Source organism: Liberiplasma polymorphum (assembly GCF_043951795.1).
Classification (GTDB): domain Bacteria; phylum Bacillota_I; class Bacilli_A; order Izemoplasmatales; family Izemoplasmataceae; genus Liberiplasma; species Liberiplasma polymorphum.
Genome location: NZ_JBIOAG010000019.1, coordinates 1 through 19,835, shown reverse-complemented (window position 1 = coordinate 19,835; position 19,835 = coordinate 1). Strand labels below are relative to the sequence as shown.

Below are 19,835 nucleotides of genomic sequence, written 5' to 3'. Positions count from 1 at the left end.
ATTTGAAATATGTTTTTATTCCATTCACAAAAAAGGCGGTAGCTTATGAAAAAGGTATGGATTTTGCTTTTATCATTGATTTCTTTAGTATATATTACTCCAAAAACGTTAGCTGCTGAAAACATCGATTATGAGGATTTGTTTGCTAACCATCAGTCAGTCATGCTTATCATACAACCTGTAACAGGAGAGATTTATTTTGCAAATCAAGCCGCAGTAGAATTTTATGGATATCCTCTTGAAATTCTATTAGGGATGAACATCAACGAAATCAATACCTTAACACCAAAAGAAGTTGAAGCAGAAAGACTTAAAGCATTAAATGAAGAACGAAATTTCTTCATTTTTAAACATCTTCTGGCTAATGGCGATATTAAGACAGTACATGTTTATTCCTATCCTATTGAAATTAGTGATGAAACCTATCTGTTTTCAATCATCATCGACCAAACAGAATATGCTCTCCTACAAAACCGTCAAAGAATTTCAAACATGATTATTATCAGCTTATTGATTTTAGCGACTATTACCACTACCACAGGTTTTCTCATCGTCAATCAGAATAAGAAGCATCTTAAAGAGAGCGTGCAAAGAATTGAAGCATTACTTGATACATCCTTTTCAGGCATTGCCATTCACAATCAAGGCATCTTTTTGGATTGCAATAAAAAATTATGTGATATCACTGGTTATAGTTATGAGGAATTAATGAATATGGATGGCCTATTGTTAATCACACCTGAGCAAAGAGATTTTATTGCGAGTCAAATCGAGTCTGGTTATGAATTGCCGTATGAGACCCAAGGATTAAGAAAAAATGGTGAAATCTACCCCGCTAGAATTGAATCAAGAAATATTTCTTATAGAGGTAAACAGGTACTTGTTACAGAGTATAGAGACATTACCGAACTCAAAAAACAAGAAGGTAAACTAAAAGAAAGTGAAAATCAATATCGTTTACTTACAGAGAAAATGCAGCTTGGCTTATCGCTTAATGAAATTATTTGCGATGAAAATGAAAAGCCTATTGACTTTCGTTTTATTAGTGTAAACGCAGCTTGGGAACAGGTGATGGGCGTTAAAAAAGAAGTTGTTCTCGGTAAACGAGTTATGGAGGTATTTCCACATACTGAACATTATTGGATTGAAAAATTTGGACAAGTTGCTCTCACTGGAGAATCGATGAGTTACGAAAATTACTCAAAAGATTTAGAGCGGCACTTTAGCTTTTCGATTTACTCGCCAAAAAAAGGTCAATTTGCAGTAGTTATTGAAGATGTATCAGAAAGGGTTCAATCTCAACAAAAGATAAATCAATATCTAGAGCGTTATCGTTTGGTAAGCGCCATATCTAATACTGGTGTTTGGGAATATAATCTAGAAAAAAACTATTTGTGGGGTAGTCCGGAATACTTTTCTATGTTAGGCCGAAATCAAAAAGATTATCCAATGAAACCAAACAACATTAAAGAAACATGGTATGATCTCATTCATCCGGATGATATTCATGAGGCTAGTGCCCATTTTTCAGACTACTTAAAAGAGAAACCAAACAAATTATACGAGAACTTTTTCCGATTAAAAGTGGCCAACGGTGATTATCGATGGATATGGTCAAGAGGTAGTTTCATATATGATGAAAAGGGTAATGCTACCAATGCTGTGATTGGTACGCATATTGATATTACAGACCAAAAACATTACGAAGATAACATTATTTATGCAAGTAAGCACGATTTTTTAACTGGATTACCTAATCGCCGTTATTTTGATGAAAAAATTAAAGAATTGGATAAACCAGTTAACTATCCATTGTTAATTGCGATGATTGATTTAGATGGATTAAAGCTGATTAATGATACCTATGGTCACAAAATTGGTGACCAATCAATCATAAAGACTGCTGGGTTGCTAAAAGATTGCTTCGCGGATTCAGCATTTATTGCAAGAGTAGGCGGTGATGAGTTCTTAATGATTTCACCAAAAACTACAATGGAGTCCTTCAAACAAAAAAGAGAGGCATTGTATAACAAAATGAAGGACACTAAAATCAAAAATATTCAATTGTCTCTATCCTTAGGTGTAGAAGTGAAAATAAATGCATCTAAAGATATTGATCATGTGATTATGAATGCAGAAAACAACATGTATGCTAATAAGGTTTTACATGGACAAAGTTCTAGAAGTCAAACCATTAAATCCATATTTGAGACTTTAAAAGAAAAACATGAAGAAGAGAGAAATCACTCCGATCAAGTGGGACAGTATTGTGCCTTAATGGGAGAAAAAATGCGCTTATCAGACAGCGAAAAATTAGAGTTAGAATTTGCTGGACGTATGCATGATATCGGCAAAATAACAATACCTGATCATATATTAAAAAAGCCAGGCAAACTCACTGATGATGAATGGATCATCATGAAGTCTCACACAACTAACGGGTATCAAATTCTTCGTTCTGCGGATCACTATTCAAGACTTGCTGATTACGCACTTACACATCATGAACGAATCGACGGAAAAGGGTATCCGCAAGGATTAAAAGGGGATGCTATACCGCTGTTTTCACGCATTATTAGTATCTGTGATGCGTACGAAGCCATGACAGCAGATAGACCTTACCGAAAAGCAATGACACACAAAGAAGCTATTGATGAAATTGTTAGGTACTCTGGTACTCAGTTTGATCCACAATTAGTTGAAGTATTTATTAGTTTATTTGAAAGCAAAGTTATAGATAATTCTTAAAAGTGCACAGCACCGATGACATTTTTGAAGGAGGAACAAATAAAATGGAATTTAAATACAATGAGAACCTTATCCCTTATTTATATGAAGGTGTATATGTCGTAGATAAAAAAAGAAAAATTATTTTTTGGAATGAAGGTAGCGAACGAATAACAGGTTATACTTCAGATGAAGTTACCAATAGTTTTTGTTATCACAACATTTTGCAGCACATAGATGAAACAGGAAAACAATTATGTTTTAATGGATGCCCGCTACAAAAAACACTTAAAGATGGTGTGATTAATGAAGCAAGAGTATACCTAAAACATAAAGATGGTTACCGTGTACCAGTTATGGTAAAAAGTTTACCTATATATGATGAAAAGCAAAATATTGTCGCAGCCATTGAAGTTTTTACAGATGAGCGTTTTCAAAAGCAAATATATCATGAAAACCAAGAGTTAAAAGACAAGCTTCGTATTGACCCTTTGACACAAATTGCTAATCGTCACTTTTTTGATTTTCAACTATCAAAAAAATTAGAAGAAGCAAAAATGTTTGCTAATCCGTTCGGAATTCTAGTGATTGACATTGATCATTTTAAGCAAGTCAATGACACTTATGGACATCTAGTTGGTGATGAAATTTTAAAAATTGTCGCAAAATCTCTTACTTCAAATACAGAAAAAACAGATTTAGTCAGTAGATGGGGCGGAGAAGAATTTATAGTTATTTTAGATGTTACCAGTACAGATGATTTATTGAAAGTTGCTGAAAGACTTCGACTTGTTGTTGCAGCGTCTAGTTACCAATTTGAAAACGGTAAGACAATTCAAGTGACTATATCTCTAGGTGGAACTTTAGCAAAACCTGGAGACAGCGCTAAGACACTTATAGCTAGAGCAGATGATAACATGTATTTCGCAAAGCAAAACGGGAGAAATCAATCTAAGGTTCTATAACTAGATTGCGTAAGGCACTTTCAAAAATCATTTTTATGATCTTTGTAAAATCTAAAAACAATGACTTAGTTAAACTATAATTTTGGTGTGTTTAAATGACACTTAAAAGACATAAAAGATTATATTTTTTCGGAGGAAAAAACATGAAATATGATGACTATTCTAGAGAAGAACTTATTAGTAAAATACGTTCAATGGAAAAGACTGAAAAAAAAGAAGTTGAAAAAAGCAATAATTTAATAAGATTGCAATACTTAACTTCAGGATATCTTGGCCCGTGGCATTGGAATGCAGAAAAAGATACAATCACATTAAATTCCATGCAACAAAAAGTTTTTAAAATAAATAGTTTAAAACAATTGTCATTTGATGGTTTTATGACTATTGTTCATAAAACTGACAAAGAACTTGTTAAAGATTCGTTTGCTAAACTTGTAAATGGCGATATATCTGTAGTAGAAATTGAGTATCAATTACTCTTTGAAGATGGTAAGTATCACTTGTTATATCATCGTGCGGAAACCGATGAGACTAATGAACTAAATCAGACTATTGGTATTTTGGGAGTGATAATAGATATTACAGAAAAACGACAAAAAGATGAATCTTTGAATCGTGAGTTAGATGAGCATAAAAAACATGCAACTTTAGATTTTCTAACAAACCTTCTAAATCGTAGAGGGCTGCATGCACAAACAAGTCGTTTCTTACAAGGTACACATTCTATTAATATGCCTATTAGTATTGCGATGTTTGACATTGATAATTTCAAACAAGTAAATGATAAGTATGGTCATGAATATGGAGATCAAATTTTGATTGAAATAGCAAATCTGTTAAGAGAAAACACACGAAGTGAAGATATTGTATCACGGTTTGGTGGCGATGAATTTATTCTTGTACTCATAAATAAAAAAATTATGGAAGCCTATGATGTTTGTGAGAGAATAAGGCTTGCAGTCGAAGGAAAATATCAAAAATTTGATATAAAAATAACCTTAAGTGGCGGTGTAAAAGAATTTCAAGAAGAAGACATATCTGACACAATTAGAAAAGTTGACGCGCTGCTTTATAAAGCTAAAAGCAATAGCAAAAACAGAATTCTAAAATAATTGGATGTACTGAATAGGGGGAATTTAAGAGCACTTTGAATGGTTCCCCTTGTTAAGCCGTTTTGATAGGGTTGCTGTGAATATTGCTAGGGGTGCGTAAAATCTTATCAAGGGTGCGTAAAAAACGGTCAGGGGTACGTAATTGTATTAAAATAGGTTACACGTTCCATATATATAAAGTAGCTTCCATAAGTTGGAGAAATGGTAGGATTAATATACCACTCTGATGAAGGGAGCTTTTTTTAATGAGTAAACTTAAATGTCAAAGTAGCCAAAAGAAGCAATATAACTCATTACATGCATCATTTGTGGATTATACAATCAAAACCAGAATGAGTAAAACATAACAAAGTGAACATCAATATCCTAGATTTTAGCCATCTTTACAACCATTTAGTCATGTGTTATTATTTTAATAGTTACTTTTTTAATTTTATAAAAACTATGGAGGTAAGGGATGAAAAAGTGGATTAGTATGACTCTATTGATGTTTGTGGGTGTGTTGATTTTTGGGTGTGAAAATGGTATCAGTGAAAAAGAAGATAATGCCCAAAATGAAACATTCACCGTAACCTTCGAAAGTTTAATGGAGAAATTAGAAAATGATAATTTTACGATGATTTATGAAACAAGTACAAAAGATTTAAGTATGGCTTTGATTAAGCGTCTTGATGGTAATAACTACTACCAAAGCTCTGACTGGGGCTTTATGAGGTTTGAAATTTATAGCATTGAAGAAAACGGAACAAAGTATGCGTATTCGAGGTTTGCAGGATCTGAAGTTTGGCAAAAAGGCTATTATTATGATGCGGGTGATACGTGGTTATTTGATACACTTTATGCGATGTTTGATATTGATCAATCTTGGCTAGAAGAAGAATCTCTAGGAGTTTATCATTTAAAAGATGCCTATTTTGAAGAAGTGTTTGAAGAAGATGCCGACGAGTTTGAGTCTTTAATCTATACGCTTACTAGTGATAGCATCACCTTCACTGCAACCGGTAAAGCAGATAGCGATATCCATACATTTATATTTGCTTTTACCGATATTGGCAATACTGAGGTAGGATTTCCTGAAGGAGAAATAGAAGATAATACAGGAGGTTCGTTTGATCCCGGCAACGGTGATGATAATGATGAAGGCAGAGTAATAACTAAGATTGAACTAATTTCAGAGGGTGTTTTAGAACAAGGTGAAATCAATGAATATACGATCACTATTGAAGAGGCAGGCGACTATCTTATTTGGCTTGAAAGTGATGAGGCATTGTCGTTAGAACTTCGAAAAGATGGCAACTTTTTAAGCGCAAGTTCTGGGGTCAATCCGATTATCGAACGCACCTTAGAACCAGGAGACTATGTTATTTATGTGGATGATTGGGAAGGCGTTCGTTATGGACCTTACCAACTGTTTATTGGTTTAATAGAAGACTAACTGTCTTTTAATAGATTCCCCTTAAAGTAGAGACTGCAAATAGCTTAAGTTGCAGAAAACTATTTTGAGGGGATTTTTTAAAGCTTTTGTGAATATCTTTCTCCAAAAAGTATCTTATCCCTGCTGTAATCTATTTGATCAATAACATAGTTATCCTCATTAGATTTCGAGTTTAAAACTGAGAACATTAAATAGGGGTGCGTAACTGCACTAAAATCGATTATAAAGCCCATCATTGGTCACTGCTGCGCAAATAGTAGCAGATGGTTTAAGTTGTCATAGGCATTTTCAAGTCAAGTTATTATTTTGAAGATATAAAAATTATAGAAGGGTATAAAAAGGTATAGTTTTATGCAATATGTTTTGGTCATTGTTATGAGTTTTGCAGCAGTTCTAAACACGCAACTTTGGTTAATCAAACGGATGAAAAGCGCATATGCGAAAAACGAACTACATATTAAAAACGAAGAAAATATCATAAAGACGCATCTTTTAATCACAAAAATGATTGTTTTAATGTTGGTATCATTATTCATTAGTGCATCAATAAATACACTGATGATTTTCTTATTGACCAATGGCTCAACCATAGAAGGCAGGTTGATTGATGTCCTTGTAAGCATTGGAATGCTTGCAGTGATTGGACTTACTGTATTATTATTTCTTCTAGGAAGACGTTTAAGAGAAGTTACTTATGATTATACAAAAACATATAGTTTAGGGCTCTACATCATGTATAGTTCGTTATAGACGTATATACTGTTATCTACCATTTATGCATTTACACTGATTTAAGTTGGACTGTATAAGGTAAATACAACAGTCATTTTCAACAGTTTTCTTCATTTCTAAAAAAACACCTTAGTTAAGCCATAATTCAGGGGTGCGTAAAATCTTGCTAGGGGTGCGTAAAAATAGGTTAAGGGTGCGCAAATTCTCACTAGGGGTGCGCAATTGTATTAAAATAGGTCACCCAACCCACATTTAAATCAAAGCGATTTCTTAAAAGACATCGTTTTTTTTATTGCTATAATTTAACATTTAAAAGAGGTTTCTATGTGATTAGAAACCTCTTTTTCTATTAGAATATATTGAGTTTTAATTCATCGGAGAGTTTTTTTAACGCTAACCATCCAGCCACACTATTTCCTTTTTCATCTAATGCTGGTCCAAATACACCAATCCCCATTTCATTAGATTTTAGTGCAATGATCCCACCACCAACGCCACTTTTCCCTGGTAATCCAACTTCTACAGCAAAATCACCCGATGCATCATACATCCCGCATAACGCCATTACAGCCTTAACAATACGTGCCGTGGTAAAATTAAATAAAGTCTCATCTGTTACTAATGAATCCCCATTTTTTGCAAGCGTTGCGGCTAGCCGTGAAATATCTACTGCCGTAACTTCAATTGAACATAGTTTAAAATAAATTTCTAGTAATCCTTCGATATCATTGGTTTCAATAATGCCGGTACTCTTCATATAATAAGCCAAGGCTCTATTACGATTACCCGTTTCAATTTCTGAATGATACACTGAATGATTAATGGTTAAATCAGGGTTACATGTCATCGCCATAATCATTGAAAATACACGCGCAAATTTTTCTTCAAGTGTTGCACCTTTCACCATTGAAATCGCCACAATTGCCCCTGAATTTATCATAGGATTAAGAGGTTTTTGTTTGTTTCTAGTTTCTAAGGCGACAATCGAATTAAATCCCTCATTTGATGGATAAAAACTAATTTTTTTACTAACATCTTCAAGGGTGTTATCTTCTAATGCACAAATAAAAGCTGCAACTTTTGAGATGCTTTGAATGGTGAAAGGAACTAGGGCATCACCAGAGGTTTCTACATTACCAGATAAATCACTAACACTTATCCCAAGTGAAGCTGGATTTTGTGATGAAAGTTCTGGAATATAAGTGGCGATATGGCCATCAGCAGTGTAGGGTTTACAGGCTTTAATAATTTGATCTAATAAAGGTTTCATCTTAACACATCCTTTTATGTAAGGGCATTCACGATTGCATTATAACATAGGTATCAAAGCAAGTACTATGATTATTTAATTATAATTAAATTATAAATTATTATAATCTAGGTCAATTGCTTATTTAGAATTACTATTTTTAAGGAAAAAAATAATGAAATCGTTTATAATACATTCAAACAACAAGAAAGAGGAGAATTTATGAAGAAAAATACATGGATTGAAATTTGGGGAGACGTTGTCGATGCCAAATCATTATTAATATCTATTATCACCATCAGTACTACGACACTTGGGATGCATTTATTTGCCCCTAAAGGGGATCGTACACTGGGTCTTTTTTTTGGTTTGGGTGGTGCAGTAATTGGCTTTATGATTATTGTTTTTTTAATTAAACCTAAGCGTATTATTAAAGATGAGGAGGAGATGAAATGATTGAACCTACCTTACTCTTATTTATGATTCTAGCTGCACTTGGTGCAGTTGCACTTTATACATTTATTGGCTTTATTCCTGGTACCGATGAAACGAGTGTTTTATTACCCATTTCACTTGCATTAGTGTTAACAGGGGTTCACCCTATGATTATTCTGACCTTTTTTATTGCATCCATTGTTACTTTGAACTTAGCCAACGCAATGCCAACGGCACTTGTTGGCTTACCAGGCGGGGTGATGAGTAGTCCTATGATTGAACACGCCATACTCATAAAAAATGAAGGAAGAAGCGCATTTATTATTCAAAAAATGGCTGCAGCAAGTGCGCTCGGTGTCATTATTAGTGTACCGGTGGCTTTATTAGTCGCAAACATTATCGTCCGTTATGCGGATGGGGTAAGACAGTATGCTGCTTATTTATTTGTTATTGGAGCGATATTCTTATCGTTAACCAGTAGAAATAAAATAATATCTTTAATGAGTATTATTCCACTGGCTTTATTATTCCAAAGTTTAAGACATTTATACTGGGGTATAGGCATTGTACCACAAACAACAACCGTTACCATTTCATTCTTCTTGGGAATCACAATTGGTCCATTACTTGTTTCTTTATTCCAATTGCTTAATAAAACAATGCTTAAGCAACAAGAAGTACAAGAAAAGAAATTAATCATTCTACCAAGTGATGAAAGTAAACAAAAAACCATTAATCCCTTTAAAATTTTAACAAAAGAAGAGAAAAAATACGCATCAATTTCTGCGCTTGTAGTGAACTTCTTCTTTGTATTAAGCCCAGTTGGCTTAACGATTCTAATTGGTGAGGCTGTAGGAAATAAATTTAAAAGCGATCCACAAAAACGCTCAACCATGACCATGACTACCATGTCAGCAATTATTCAATCGACTTACATGTCTCAAATAGTCATTCCGTTATTTGCTTTAGGAATCGCCTTATCACCAGTTGCTTTAGGACCAGGTGCAGCGCTTTTCAATGCTGAACCAATCTTTACTATTGATAATAATATCCACCATATTTTAACGGGCTTTCAATTTACGATTTCTGTATTAATCGGCGCGTCAATCGCAGTAGTTTTAAGTTATATATTAATCAGTAAGTATGCGAAAACAATTACATTATTCATCCTTAAATACATTCCTCACGAAGCGGTATTAGGATTATTTATTGCCTTTATTATGTTACTTGCTTTTATGGATGCTGGATTAATTAATATTTTCGGTGTTTTATTAGTTGGCTTAGTGTGTGGGACCTTAAATAAAATGGGTGTGAATTATGGGGTTCAATTTATGTCCTTATATGCCGCACCAACCATTGTAGGATTCTTCCTAGGCGTATTTTAATGTTTAGACAAGGTAAGGGCTATGCCCATGGGAAAGTTATTTTAATTGGTGAACATGCAGTTGTTTATAACTATGAAGCAATTGCAATCCCTATACACACTGCCAAAATTGAGGCAACTGTTAGTATGAGTGATATAACCTCGATTCACAGTTCACTTTATAAAGGATTACTTGAACATTCACCAAAAAGTTTACTTCCAATTAAGAAACTTATTGAAAAACTTCAAGAAAATTTAGCGCTTCCAGAACTACACATCCAAATTGACTCAAGCATCCAACCCCATGCAGGCATGGGGTCTAGTGCTGCAGTTGCTGGAGCTATAGTAGAGGCAGTTTACGATTACGCAGAACTACCTCTAACAATAGAAACACGTTTTGACTGGGTTCAATTTTCTGATACAATTGCCCACACTAATCCAAGTGGGATTGATGCATTAATCACCGCATCAAATGACGCAATCGTATTTAAAAAAGGAAGCATACCTAAATATTTTCCGTTTGAACTGGATGCTTACTTAGTGATTGGGTATTCTGGGATTGAAGGAGAAACGAAATTAGCTGTTGAACATGTTGCAAATCATTATAGTGATGATAAAACACGTAAATTATTAGATGATATAGGAAATTTATCAAAAAATGTTATACTAAAACTACAAACGAACCAACCTGCTTCAATCGGTGAAGACCTAAATAAAGCGCACAATCATTTAAAAGCTTTAGGCTTAAGTATTGATAGACTTGATGAAATGGTTGAAGTTGCGTTAAACAATCAAGCCTATGGTGCAAAAATGACTGGTGGTGGATTAGGTGGGTGCGTCTTAGCACTAACGCCTACTAAAGCAATCGCTGACCATATTGCAACATTATGGCAAACCACTACCCAAGAGAGTGTGTGGGTACTAGATTTACATAAAGGATAAGTTTATGAAAAAAATCACAGCTAAAGCACCTGTTAACATTGCGATTATTAAATACTGGGGTAAAAAAGATGAAATCAAAGTATTACCTTATAATCCTTCGATTTCTTACACACTTGAATCCCTCTATACAAAAACAACACTTAAAGAAGGCACTACACCTGGGGTTAAGTTTTTTATTAATGGCATATTACAAAGTAAAAACGAACATAAAAAAGTCATTGATTTTCTAAGTTACTTTAAAGGGTTTAATGCCGAAGATCCTTTAATTATAGAAAGTATAAACGAAGTTCCAACTGCCGCAGGTTTTGCATCAAGTGCCTCAGGCTTTGCAGCACTCGCTGTTGCTGCAAATCACTATTACAACACCTTATATGATACGAGTAAGCTTAGCGTGATTACACGCCAAGGATCAGGCTCTGCAGTACGTTCATTACTTGGCGGCTGTGTCCTTTGGCAAACAGATGGGACCATAGAACAAATTGATACATCAACGGATGATTTAGCGATGATTTTTGTAGTGATAAATGAGAAACAAAAAAAGACATCTTCAAGAGATGCAATGAAGCATACCGTGAAAACGTCTTATTTATATGAATCGTGGGTTGAACAAGCCCATAAAGATGCAATGGATATGTTAAAAGTTCTAAAAACTAATCAATTTGATTTCATCGGAAAAATCATGGAAAGTAATAGTTTATTTATGCACGCAACGATGATGATGGCTCAGCCACCATTTACATATTTTGTTGATGATTCATACCGAGTATATGAACTTGTTCACACATTAAGAGAAAAGAATATACCAGTTTATGCTACGATGGATGCAGGTCCAAATGTTAAACTATTAACAAAAAAAGCACATATAAACACCATTACCAAAAAACTGAAAACCGAAGGATTTAATACGCTAATTGTAAGTAATATTACAAAAGAAGGGGCGGCGATTATTAATGAAAAAGATGACGGTTTCAAAGCCAGGTAAACTCTATTTAGCTGGCGAATACGCAGTGGTATCTGGTCAACCAGCATTGCTAATGAGTACAACAAAAAAACTCCACGTTACACTATCATCATGTGATGTGTTCACCTATTTAAATGACACATTTGAAGTTTTAGAAAACGGTAAAACCGATTTAAATCAACCGTTTTTAAAAGAAGCCATCCATATAGCTCATGAATATGTGCTTTTTTTCACTCAGTTACACCCATATAAAATTCATGTAGAAAGCGAGCTTGATTTACCGCTTTATCCAAAACTTGGTCTTGGAACAAGCGGAGCAATTACAGCCGCAATCATAGAAGCGATTGTTTTATATCACGGACTAAAACTAGATAAATTAACGTTATATAAATTATCTGTATTAGCACAGTACAAAGTATATCCATTTAGTTCATATGGAGATTTAGCTTGTTCATGTTTTGATGATTGGATTTATTATCAACCGTTCGATAGAGATTTTTTATCGAATCATTTAGATAAAAATGTAAAAGAACTCGTCGAAATGAATTGGAAAGATTTAGAAATCAAAACAATTAAGAAGCCTGCATTACCGATGTTAATCATCTATACAAATACACCAGCTGATTCAGCTAGTCTTGTCAAAATGATGATTGCTCATCAAAATAGTACGTATTATGAAGCATTTTTAAAAGACAGTCTTCAATTTGTAAAGCGCTACACAAAAGGACTAGAGTCAAATGACTTTAACACATTGTTTGATTTAACCCATGAGTATAATGAACTATTTAAAGAAATTGCTTTAAAAACGCAAGTCCCACTATTTACAGATACGATGTTTGCAATAGAACATATTGTAAAGAAAAATAAAGGGACCACCAAGTTTTCCGGCGCAGGCGGGGGCGACTGTATGCTTGCCATATTTAAAACTGAAGAAGATAAACTCAGTGCAAAAAAGAACCTTGCTAACCAATACACGCTTTTAAATGACATGGTTAAAGGATTGATGTAATATGCAACGTAAAGATGATCATATTCAACACGCTTTAAATCAAAAAGAACGCATAAATGATTTTGACCGTATTCGTTTTGTGCCTTATGCCTTACCATCACAAAATGTTGATACAGTTGATACAACCGTTACGATGTTTAATCAAATATTTCCCTATCCCATTTATATTAACGCAATGACAGGGGGAACTGAAAAAGCAAAAATAATTAACGAAAAACTAGCGATTATTGCCAAAACATTTAACTTACCATTAGCAAGTGGGTCACTTTCTGCAGCAATTAAAAAACCAGAAACTGCAGACTCTTTTACTATAATGAGACAAACCTATAACGATGGATTTATCATCGCTAATATTGGAATTTCTGCCCCAGTAGAATATGCTTTTACTGCAGTTAAACTATTAGATGCTAACGCACTACAAGTGCATATCAATGCACCACAAGAAATTATTATGCCAGAAGGGGATCGTGATTTTAGCTACTGGCAAGATAATTTAAAAGAAATGATAAAAACTGTTTCAGTCCCAATTATTGCTAAAGAAGTCGGGTTTGGTATGAGTGCAGAGACCTTAAAAACGCTAAAAAGATTAGGCATTGAATATGTTGATGTTAGCGGTGTAGGTGGAACCAACTTTATCGAAATTGAAAACCACCGTAGAAAACACCCTTTAAATACATTTGACACTTATGGATTTTCTACAGTAGAATCTTTACTTGATGCGAAAAAAGTAGAAGGCTTAACCATTTTTGCAAGCGGTGGTGTGAGAAACGCTTATGACATTGTAAAAGCCTTAGCACTTGGGGCAAAGATGGTAGGATTAAGTGGCTATTTCCTTAAACTTGTCTCAAACCATAATTTAGAAGAGGCCATCGAAATTACAAGAGAATTACTATATGATATTAATAAACTTATGGCAATACTCGATTGTAATACGGTTGATCAACTTAAAAATAAACCACTGTTATTTGATGAATCACTTATGCTTTTCATTAAACAAAGACATATCCCATTATAAAAAAAAGACACATAAAGTGTCTTATGAATAGCGTTTATGAAACGCTATTTTTTCTTTTAAAAAGGATTCAAGTTCAGAGGTTATTTGAAATAAAACAGCACGTATTTCAAACTCTTCCCTACTCTTAGGTAAGGGTTTTGCACGGAAAAACTCTAAAAGTTCACGTAAAGCATTTAATTGTGGATTGGCTTTATCTATTTCACCAATATCTTGACTTAATGACTCGAAATACTCAGACAATATAACTGCATTCGGATGTTGTTTTTCTAACCCAATTAGCAACTCAAAGATTCGGTTTAACCGGTTCATTTGGCTATGACGCATTTTTAAATAAGACATGGCTAAATGGTCTTTATCAAATAAAATATCTTTATCAACAAGTTCAGCCTCTTTAAGTAATTTACCTAATTTTTGATAAATAAATTGATGCGATTTTAAAGCATCATTTTTTGTATGGTTATCTTTTAAGACCCCAGCAATTAATTGTAGATCTACTACAATAAAGGCATCAATCTCGCGTTTAGTTTTACCCATCGAAGCATCAATGTTTAAAGGATATAATAAGTTTAAGCCAAGGGCCACAAGAATTGCAATTGTAATTAATAAAAAGCCATTTATAACAAGTGGCAAAGCATAACTCCCGTGAAGTAGTAAATGACTAACAAGCACTAAACTTGGCACAATCCCTTCTGGGACTTTTACCGCAAATGATAATGCAATAAAAAATACAGTAAATAATGCAAATATCCAAACCGTATACCCAAAAGATACAAACATTAAAGTTGCCAAAACAAGGGCTATACTTGCGCCAATTAACCTTTTAAATGCGATCATGTAAGAATCTTTTCTGGTAAGTTGAATTGATAATACAGCCAAGATACCACCAGTTATTGCATACTCTAAACCGACTAATTCTGTGATTAATATTGTTATAATACTTGCTAATGTCATTTTAATGGTCGTATGCACATATCGTTTCATAACTTCACGCTCATTTCTATATGCACTTATTATCGCAAAACATTATCTATGTGTCAACGAAGGGCGTTAAAATAAAAAAAACACTGTAAAAATACAGTGTTTAATATTGATCAAATGGATCAGTTGATGTTTCTTTTTCAAATGGATCAGTTTCGTTATTATTATAGTTTGGATTGTTTAATCTGCGGTAACCTTCATAAATTTCTTCCATATATAATGTTCTTGTTGTTATATGATATGGGATTACATAAAGTAATAAAATCCCTAAAGTTAAAATACTTAATAAATACCATCCAATAAAACTTAAGTCTAAAATAAATAAATCCATTTTATAACCTTTCATACATCTTTGCGATTTCGAAATGGCTTCATTAGGATTAATATGAGGTTCTTTGTTTAATAAAAAGATACTCATTGCATAAGCGTATGTTTTAATGAAAAATGGTATAATGAATAAGAAAAACCATAATATAAGTAATACATATTCAAGTAAATAAGTTAATATTGTTCTTAACGGATTTTCAGTAAATCCTTCAGTTAAACTCTCACCAGCATTTGGTTTAATGTTATTTGCAACTTCAATGAATAAGTGAATAGTCGCATAACCAATTAAAGCTGTAATAACAAAATTAATTAACCTTATTACTGAATAAATTATTCCGTTTGTTGAAAAGAATCCATAGCCACTTTCATAAATGAATCGACCTAGTTCAACAGAATAGGTTAGTCCTGGATCAAATACATCACTGATGGATTGTAAAACAATGTTAATTAAAAATACAATAAGCAAAAAAGCAATGACAGCGCCAAATTTACCACTAAGTAAACTTTTTGCAAGTGATTTGTAATCTGTACGTAAGTTCTTCAATTTTTGAGTCCTCCCTATTTCAGATAATCTCATTATATAAAAATACCCCCCTTATGACAATAGATTATTATACATTTCTTTGTTTTAAGAAAACATTATCAAAAGAAGGTTTATTTTTGCTTACTTTTTATATAGAATATAAGTGACCGACTTAACGAAAGAAGGCATGTTATGCAAACAACCATATATAAAAAAGATGATTTACAAAAAAAGAAAGTTTTAAGACATATTCATAAAACACTATTGAGTAAAGGCTTAGTTGTGTTTCCTACTGAAACGGTTTACGGTATTGGAGCGAATGCACTTGATAAGGATGCTGCTAAAAAAATCTATGCAGTTAAAGGACGTCCAGCAGATAACCCTTTAATCATTCACATTGATCATCTACATATGTTAAACACATTAGTGTTGGAAGTTTCTGAAACTGCAAGAAAACTTATCCAAGCGTTTTGGCCTGGACCATTAACGCTTGTATTTAAGAAAAACCCAATTATTCCCAATGAAATTACTGGTGGATTAAATACTGTAGCCATAAGATTTCCGAGTAATTTAATCGCACTAGCTGTCATAAAAGCTGCTAATATACCATTAGCAGCACCAAGTGCAAACATTAGTGGAAAACCTTCTTCAACTTTATTCGATCATGTTAAAAGTGATTTGTATGGTAAAGTGGATATCTTAATCGACGGTGGTAAATCAACCATAGGATTAGAATCAACCGTGCTTGATGTCACTACAGATACACCAACGTTGTTAAGACCTGGTTCAGTTACTAAAAAAATGATCGAGGATATTTTACAACAACCAATTTTGGATATTTCAGAAAATTCCATGAATGATACCCCAAAATCACCTGGGATGAAATATACACACTATGCTCCAAAAGGAAAAATCACCTTAGTGGATGGGTTAAAAGAAGAAGTTATAGAGTATATTAATAAAGCCATCAAATCACTCGATGAAAATAAATCGGCTGTGATATGTGCGCATGAATACGTACCATTTATGGAAAGTAAATATGTGTTTGATTTAGGCTCAATCGATCACCCTGAAGAAATAGCAAGCAATCTATTTATCGCTTTAAGAAGAATGGATGAACTTGACATTGATTATATTTTTACCCATGCTTTCTCACAAGAACATCTTGGCCAAGCCATTATGAACCGGCTGTTAAAAGCTGCAGGATACAATATTATACGGTTATAAGAAGGGATTAATATGTTATTAAAGGATAAGCGAATAAGATTATTTTACAGGAGCATTTTAATAGTGTTATGCATTACCGGACTCTATTTAAATATTCGCGGTAGAGGATTTAATCATTCTATCGTCTATTTCACTATCCAAAGTAATTTTTTAGTATTATTTATGATGATGTATTTAGTCTGTGAAGATTTTTTAAAAGTTAAACAACACCCTTTCATCAATAAATCTAAAAGTGCCATCATGATTGCCATATCATTAACATTTTTGGTATTTCACGTTTTATTAAGAAGGGTGTTAATTGATAGTGGTTACGGTGTCTATGTCAACTCTATTCAAAGTTATCTACTACACTACGTTATTCCAATATTTTATGTAGGAGATTGGCTACTATTTGACAAAAAAGGGACCTATAAATATAAAGATCCATTTTATTGGCTTATTATTCCTTATATATACATTTTGTTTGCGATGATTCGTGCTGAACTATTCGGCATTATTCCTTATACCGATAGCCGATTTCCATATTTCTTTTTAGATCTCGATTTAATTGGTGTTGCGGTTATATTTTATATTACTGGCATCACATTATTTTTTATAGCTTATAGTTTTCTTATAGTTTTTATTGATAATAAACTAAATAAATAGTAAATAATTTTATAATGAAATTGTGCTTATTTATAATAAATGATTCAATAAAGAATAATCACTTGGCTATGCTAGGTGATTATTTTAAAATCATCATTAATTTACAATTAAGTTATGATATAATTAAATGGTGTTATAAAACTAAAAAGAAGGGGGAATACCAATGTGGTGGAATGACCTAACAAACTTTGAACAAATCGTATTTATAGTTGCCTCAAGTGCAACCATTGTCATGTTATTATTCTTAATACTAATGATTATTGGAATAGACGGAACCGAATCCTTTGATGGCGGTTTAGATGTCAGCGACCTTGATGGATTTAATGATGAACCATTTTCAGCCCTTGGTGGTTTGAAAGTTGTCACCGTTCGTGGTGTTTTAGCATTTTTTAGTATTGGTGGATGGACCACTTACTTATTTGCTGAAGAAGTACCTGATTGGTTGGCTGTTATATTTGGCGCAATAGCCGGAACATTTGCAATGATTTTACTCGCATATATATTTAAACAAATTTATAAACTTGAATCTTCAGGAAATATTGAGTATCAATCTGCAATCGGTAAAACTGCAGTGGTTTATTTACGTATTCCAAAAAGTAAATCTGGCACTGGAAAAGTAATTATGAACCACCAAGAACGCATGGTTGAAGTCGATGCAATCACTGAAGATGCACAAGATATTATGCCAAAAACTCAAGTTGAAGTTGTAAGATTAGACGGGCCAACAACACTTGTAGTTAAAATAAAGAATTAGGAGAGGGAAAATATGATTACATTAGCAGTAAATCCTGGTGCAGTTGCACTCGTTATCTTTGCAGTATTGCTTGTTGCTGTATCGATATTAGTATTTATCGTATCGCGTATTAAAAAATGTCCATCGGATAAAATCATGGTCATTTACGGAAAAATCGGATCAAACACAGACGGTACTAGTCGTTCATCTGTTTGTATCCACGGGGGAAGTAAATTCATTATTCCGTTTTTACAAGCCTATCAATATCTTGATTTAACCCCAATCTCAATTAGTGTTGATTTAGCAAAAGCTTTATCAAGACAAAATATCCGAATCGATGTACCATCACGTTTCACCGTTGGTATTTCAACTGAAAGTGGTGTAATGCAAAACGCTGCTGAACGTTTACTCGGACTTAAACTTGGAGATATTCAAGATTTAGCTAAGGATATTATCTTTGGACAACTTCGTTTAGTTATCGCGACAATGGATATCGAAGAAATTAACACCGATCGTGATAAATTCTTAGAAGCAGTATCTGGAAATGTTGAAACCGAACTTAAGAAAATCGGATTACGCCTAATTAACGTTAACGTTACAGACATCAATGATGAATCTGGTTACATTGAAGCGCTTGGTAAAGAAGCTGCAGCTAAAGCTATCAATGACGCGAAAAAAAGCGTTGCTGAAAAAAATAGAGATGGTTCTATTGGTGAGGCTAACGCATTAAGAGACCAACGTATTCAAGTCGCAACCGCTAATGCAACCGCTATTGAAGGAGAAAATAAATCTTTAGGAGATATTTCTCAATCAAATGCAACCCGTCGTGAAATTGAAGCAGAAGCACTTCGTCGTGCAACAGCCTCAGAAAAAGTTGCTGAAGCAAAAGCATTAGAAGAATCTTATGCAGCTGAACAAACAGCGGAAATTGCACGTGCACAGCGTGAAAAAGCATCACTTGAAGCTGATATCATTGTTAAATCAGAAATCGAGAAACAACGCCGTGTCATTGAAGCTGAGGCTCAAGCTGAAGAAATCCGTAGACATGCTAAAGGGGAAGCAGACGCTATTTTTGCTAAAGCAGACGCAGAAGCACGTGGACTTTACGAAGTACTATCTAAACAAGCTGCCGGGTTTACAGACCTTGTTAAAGCTGCAGGAAATAGTGCAGATTCTGCAATTAAACTTCTTATTGCAGATAAACTTGAAACACTTGTTGGTATTCAAGTAGAAGCCATTAAAAATATTAAGTTTGATAAAATTACTGTTTGGGATAGCGGAGGATCAAAAGATGGAACCACCTCAACGGCTAACTTTGCTCAAAACTTAATGAAATCAATTCCACCAATGAAAGAATTATTTGAAATGGCGGGAATGGAACTGCCTAAATATTTAGGGAACACAATCGATGAAAATCTAAAACCACCAAAAGTAGAAGTACCTAAAAAAGAAGAAAA

Annotated in this window: 18 protein-coding genes; 15 read left to right on the top strand and 3 right to left on the bottom strand. The window is 33.6% G+C overall.

Annotated elements, in window-relative coordinates; translation table 11 throughout:
- The first annotated feature begins 45 nt into the window (after positions 1-45).
- The 5 genes from ACHAJD_RS05750 to ACHAJD_RS05730 all read left to right on the top strand — a co-directional run bounded on the left by ACHAJD_RS05750 (position 46) and on the right by ACHAJD_RS05730 (position 6,989).
- Positions 46-2,748, top strand: a complete 2,703-nt coding sequence (locus ACHAJD_RS05750) for a PAS domain S-box protein (RefSeq protein WP_435584917.1) — start codon at positions 46-48, stop codon at positions 2,746-2,748.
- 44 nt (positions 2,749-2,792) lie between these two features.
- Positions 2,793-3,692, top strand: a complete 900-nt coding sequence (locus ACHAJD_RS05745; protein ID WP_435584916.1) for a GGDEF domain-containing protein — start codon at positions 2,793-2,795, stop codon at positions 3,690-3,692.
- Between the two features lie 143 nt (positions 3,693-3,835).
- A complete protein-coding gene (locus ACHAJD_RS05740; RefSeq protein WP_435584915.1) occupies positions 3,836-4,804 on the top strand; it encodes a GGDEF domain-containing protein in 969 nt (322 codons plus the stop codon).
- Positions 4,805-5,261: 457 nt separating this feature from the next.
- The gene (locus ACHAJD_RS05735; RefSeq protein ID WP_435584914.1) at positions 5,262-6,239 is read left to right on the top strand and encodes a hypothetical protein; all 978 of its coding nucleotides are present in this window, start codon (positions 5,262-5,264) and stop codon (positions 6,237-6,239) included.
- Positions 6,240-6,590: 351 nt separating this feature from the next.
- A complete protein-coding gene (locus ACHAJD_RS05730; protein ID WP_435584913.1) occupies positions 6,591-6,989 on the top strand; it encodes a hypothetical protein in 399 nt (132 codons plus the stop codon).
- A 331-nt stretch (positions 6,990-7,320) separates the two neighbouring features.
- Here the strand turns inward: ACHAJD_RS05730 and glsA are convergent, their stop codons facing one another.
- Complete coding sequence (gene glsA / locus ACHAJD_RS05725; RefSeq protein WP_435584912.1) at positions 7,321-8,241, bottom strand: glutaminase A; 921 nt, start codon at positions 8,239-8,241, stop codon at positions 7,321-7,323.
- Positions 8,242-8,442: 201 nt separating this feature from the next.
- On the opposite strand from glsA, the gene ACHAJD_RS05720 reads away from it, so the two are divergent.
- Genes ACHAJD_RS05720 through fni form a run of 6 tightly spaced genes read left to right on the top strand, consistent with a single transcriptional unit; the run spans position 8,443 to position 13,945 of the window.
- On the top strand, positions 8,443-8,676 hold the full coding sequence (locus tag ACHAJD_RS05720; protein ID WP_435584911.1) for a hypothetical protein: 234 nt from the start codon (positions 8,443-8,445) through the stop codon (positions 8,674-8,676).
- A complete protein-coding gene (locus ACHAJD_RS05715; RefSeq protein ID WP_435584910.1) occupies positions 8,673-10,040 on the top strand; it encodes a tripartite tricarboxylate transporter permease in 1,368 nt (455 codons plus the stop codon). The genes ACHAJD_RS05720 and ACHAJD_RS05715 overlap by 4 nt, the downstream gene beginning before the upstream one ends.
- Positions 10,040-10,960, top strand: a complete 921-nt coding sequence (gene mvk / locus ACHAJD_RS05710; RefSeq protein ID WP_435584909.1) for a mevalonate kinase — start codon at positions 10,040-10,042, stop codon at positions 10,958-10,960. Before ACHAJD_RS05715 ends, mvk begins: the two co-directional genes overlap by 1 nt.
- 4 nt (positions 10,961-10,964) lie before the next feature.
- Positions 10,965-11,942, top strand: coding sequence for a diphosphomevalonate decarboxylase (mvaD, locus tag ACHAJD_RS05705; RefSeq protein WP_435584908.1), 978 nt, complete (start codon positions 10,965-10,967; stop codon positions 11,940-11,942).
- Positions 11,911-12,930 carry a phosphomevalonate kinase gene (locus tag ACHAJD_RS05700; protein ID WP_435584907.1) on the top strand — a complete coding sequence of 340 codons (1,020 nt, stop codon included), beginning with the start codon at positions 11,911-11,913 and terminating at the stop codon, positions 12,928-12,930. Before mvaD ends, ACHAJD_RS05700 begins: the two co-directional genes overlap by 32 nt.
- Before the next feature lies 1 nt (position 12,931).
- Complete coding sequence (gene fni, locus ACHAJD_RS05695) at positions 12,932-13,945, top strand: type 2 isopentenyl-diphosphate Delta-isomerase (RefSeq protein WP_435584906.1); 1,014 nt, start codon at positions 12,932-12,934, stop codon at positions 13,943-13,945.
- Positions 13,946-13,966: 21 nt separating this feature from the next.
- Here the strand turns inward: fni and ACHAJD_RS05690 are convergent, their stop codons facing one another.
- Positions 13,967-14,926, bottom strand: a complete 960-nt coding sequence (locus ACHAJD_RS05690) for an aromatic acid exporter family protein (RefSeq protein WP_435584905.1) — start codon at positions 14,924-14,926, stop codon at positions 13,967-13,969.
- Positions 14,927-15,026: 100 nt separating this feature from the next.
- Positions 15,027-15,794: a DUF975 family protein gene (locus ACHAJD_RS05685; RefSeq protein WP_435584904.1), complete on the bottom strand. Its 768-nt coding sequence runs from the start codon at positions 15,792-15,794 to the stop codon at positions 15,027-15,029.
- 171 nt (positions 15,795-15,965) lie between these two features.
- On the opposite strand from ACHAJD_RS05685, the gene ACHAJD_RS05680 reads away from it, so the two are divergent.
- The 4 genes from ACHAJD_RS05680 to ACHAJD_RS05665 form a co-directional block, all read left to right on the top strand.
- The gene (locus ACHAJD_RS05680; RefSeq protein WP_435584903.1) at positions 15,966-17,000 is read left to right on the top strand and encodes an L-threonylcarbamoyladenylate synthase; all 1,035 of its coding nucleotides are present in this window, start codon (positions 15,966-15,968) and stop codon (positions 16,998-17,000) included.
- Between the two features lie 12 nt (positions 17,001-17,012).
- Positions 17,013-17,645, top strand: a complete 633-nt coding sequence (locus ACHAJD_RS05675; protein ID WP_435584902.1) for a Pr6Pr family membrane protein — start codon at positions 17,013-17,015, stop codon at positions 17,643-17,645.
- 163 nt (positions 17,646-17,808) lie between these two features.
- Complete coding sequence (locus ACHAJD_RS05670) at positions 17,809-18,399, top strand: NfeD family protein (protein WP_435584901.1); 591 nt, start codon at positions 17,809-17,811, stop codon at positions 18,397-18,399.
- A gap of 12 nt (positions 18,400-18,411) precedes the next feature.
- The coding region (locus tag ACHAJD_RS05665) for a flotillin family protein (RefSeq protein WP_435584900.1) at positions 18,412-19,835 on the top strand (1,424 nt) is incomplete at its 3' end.

Bases quoted from the DNA above. Each gene is read 5' to 3' on its own strand.
- ACHAJD_RS05700 (WP_435584907.1), top strand. From the start codon at position 11,911: ATGAAAAAGATGACGGTTTCAAAGCCAGGTAAACTCTATTTAGCTGGC.
- ACHAJD_RS05730 (WP_435584913.1), top strand. From the start codon at position 6,591: ATGCAATATGTTTTGGTCATTGTTATGAGTTTTGCAGCAGTTCTAAAC.
- ACHAJD_RS05720 (WP_435584911.1), top strand. From the start codon at position 8,443: ATGAAGAAAAATACATGGATTGAAATTTGGGGAGACGTTGTCGATGCC.
- mvk (WP_435584909.1), top strand. From the start codon at position 10,040: ATGTTTAGACAAGGTAAGGGCTATGCCCATGGGAAAGTTATTTTAATT.
- ACHAJD_RS05735 (WP_435584914.1), top strand. From the start codon at position 5,262: ATGAAAAAGTGGATTAGTATGACTCTATTGATGTTTGTGGGTGTGTTG.
- ACHAJD_RS05740 (WP_435584915.1), top strand. From the start codon at position 3,836: ATGAAATATGATGACTATTCTAGAGAAGAACTTATTAGTAAAATACGT.
- fni (WP_435584906.1), top strand. From the start codon at position 12,932: ATGCAACGTAAAGATGATCATATTCAACACGCTTTAAATCAAAAAGAA.
- ACHAJD_RS05715 (WP_435584910.1), top strand. From the start codon at position 8,673: ATGATTGAACCTACCTTACTCTTATTTATGATTCTAGCTGCACTTGGT.
- ACHAJD_RS05750 (WP_435584917.1), top strand. From the start codon at position 46: ATGAAAAAGGTATGGATTTTGCTTTTATCATTGATTTCTTTAGTATAT.
- ACHAJD_RS05680 (WP_435584903.1), top strand. From the start codon at position 15,966: ATGCAAACAACCATATATAAAAAAGATGATTTACAAAAAAAGAAAGTT.
- ACHAJD_RS05690 (WP_435584905.1), bottom strand. From the start codon at position 14,926: ATGAAACGATATGTGCATACGACCATTAAAATGACATTAGCAAGTATT.
- ACHAJD_RS05675 (WP_435584902.1), top strand. From the start codon at position 17,013: ATGTTATTAAAGGATAAGCGAATAAGATTATTTTACAGGAGCATTTTA.
- glsA (WP_435584912.1), bottom strand. From the start codon at position 8,241: ATGAAACCTTTATTAGATCAAATTATTAAAGCCTGTAAACCCTACACT.
- ACHAJD_RS05670 (WP_435584901.1), top strand. From the start codon at position 17,809: ATGTGGTGGAATGACCTAACAAACTTTGAACAAATCGTATTTATAGTT.
- mvaD (WP_435584908.1), top strand. From the start codon at position 10,965: ATGAAAAAAATCACAGCTAAAGCACCTGTTAACATTGCGATTATTAAA.
- ACHAJD_RS05745 (WP_435584916.1), top strand. From the start codon at position 2,793: ATGGAATTTAAATACAATGAGAACCTTATCCCTTATTTATATGAAGGT.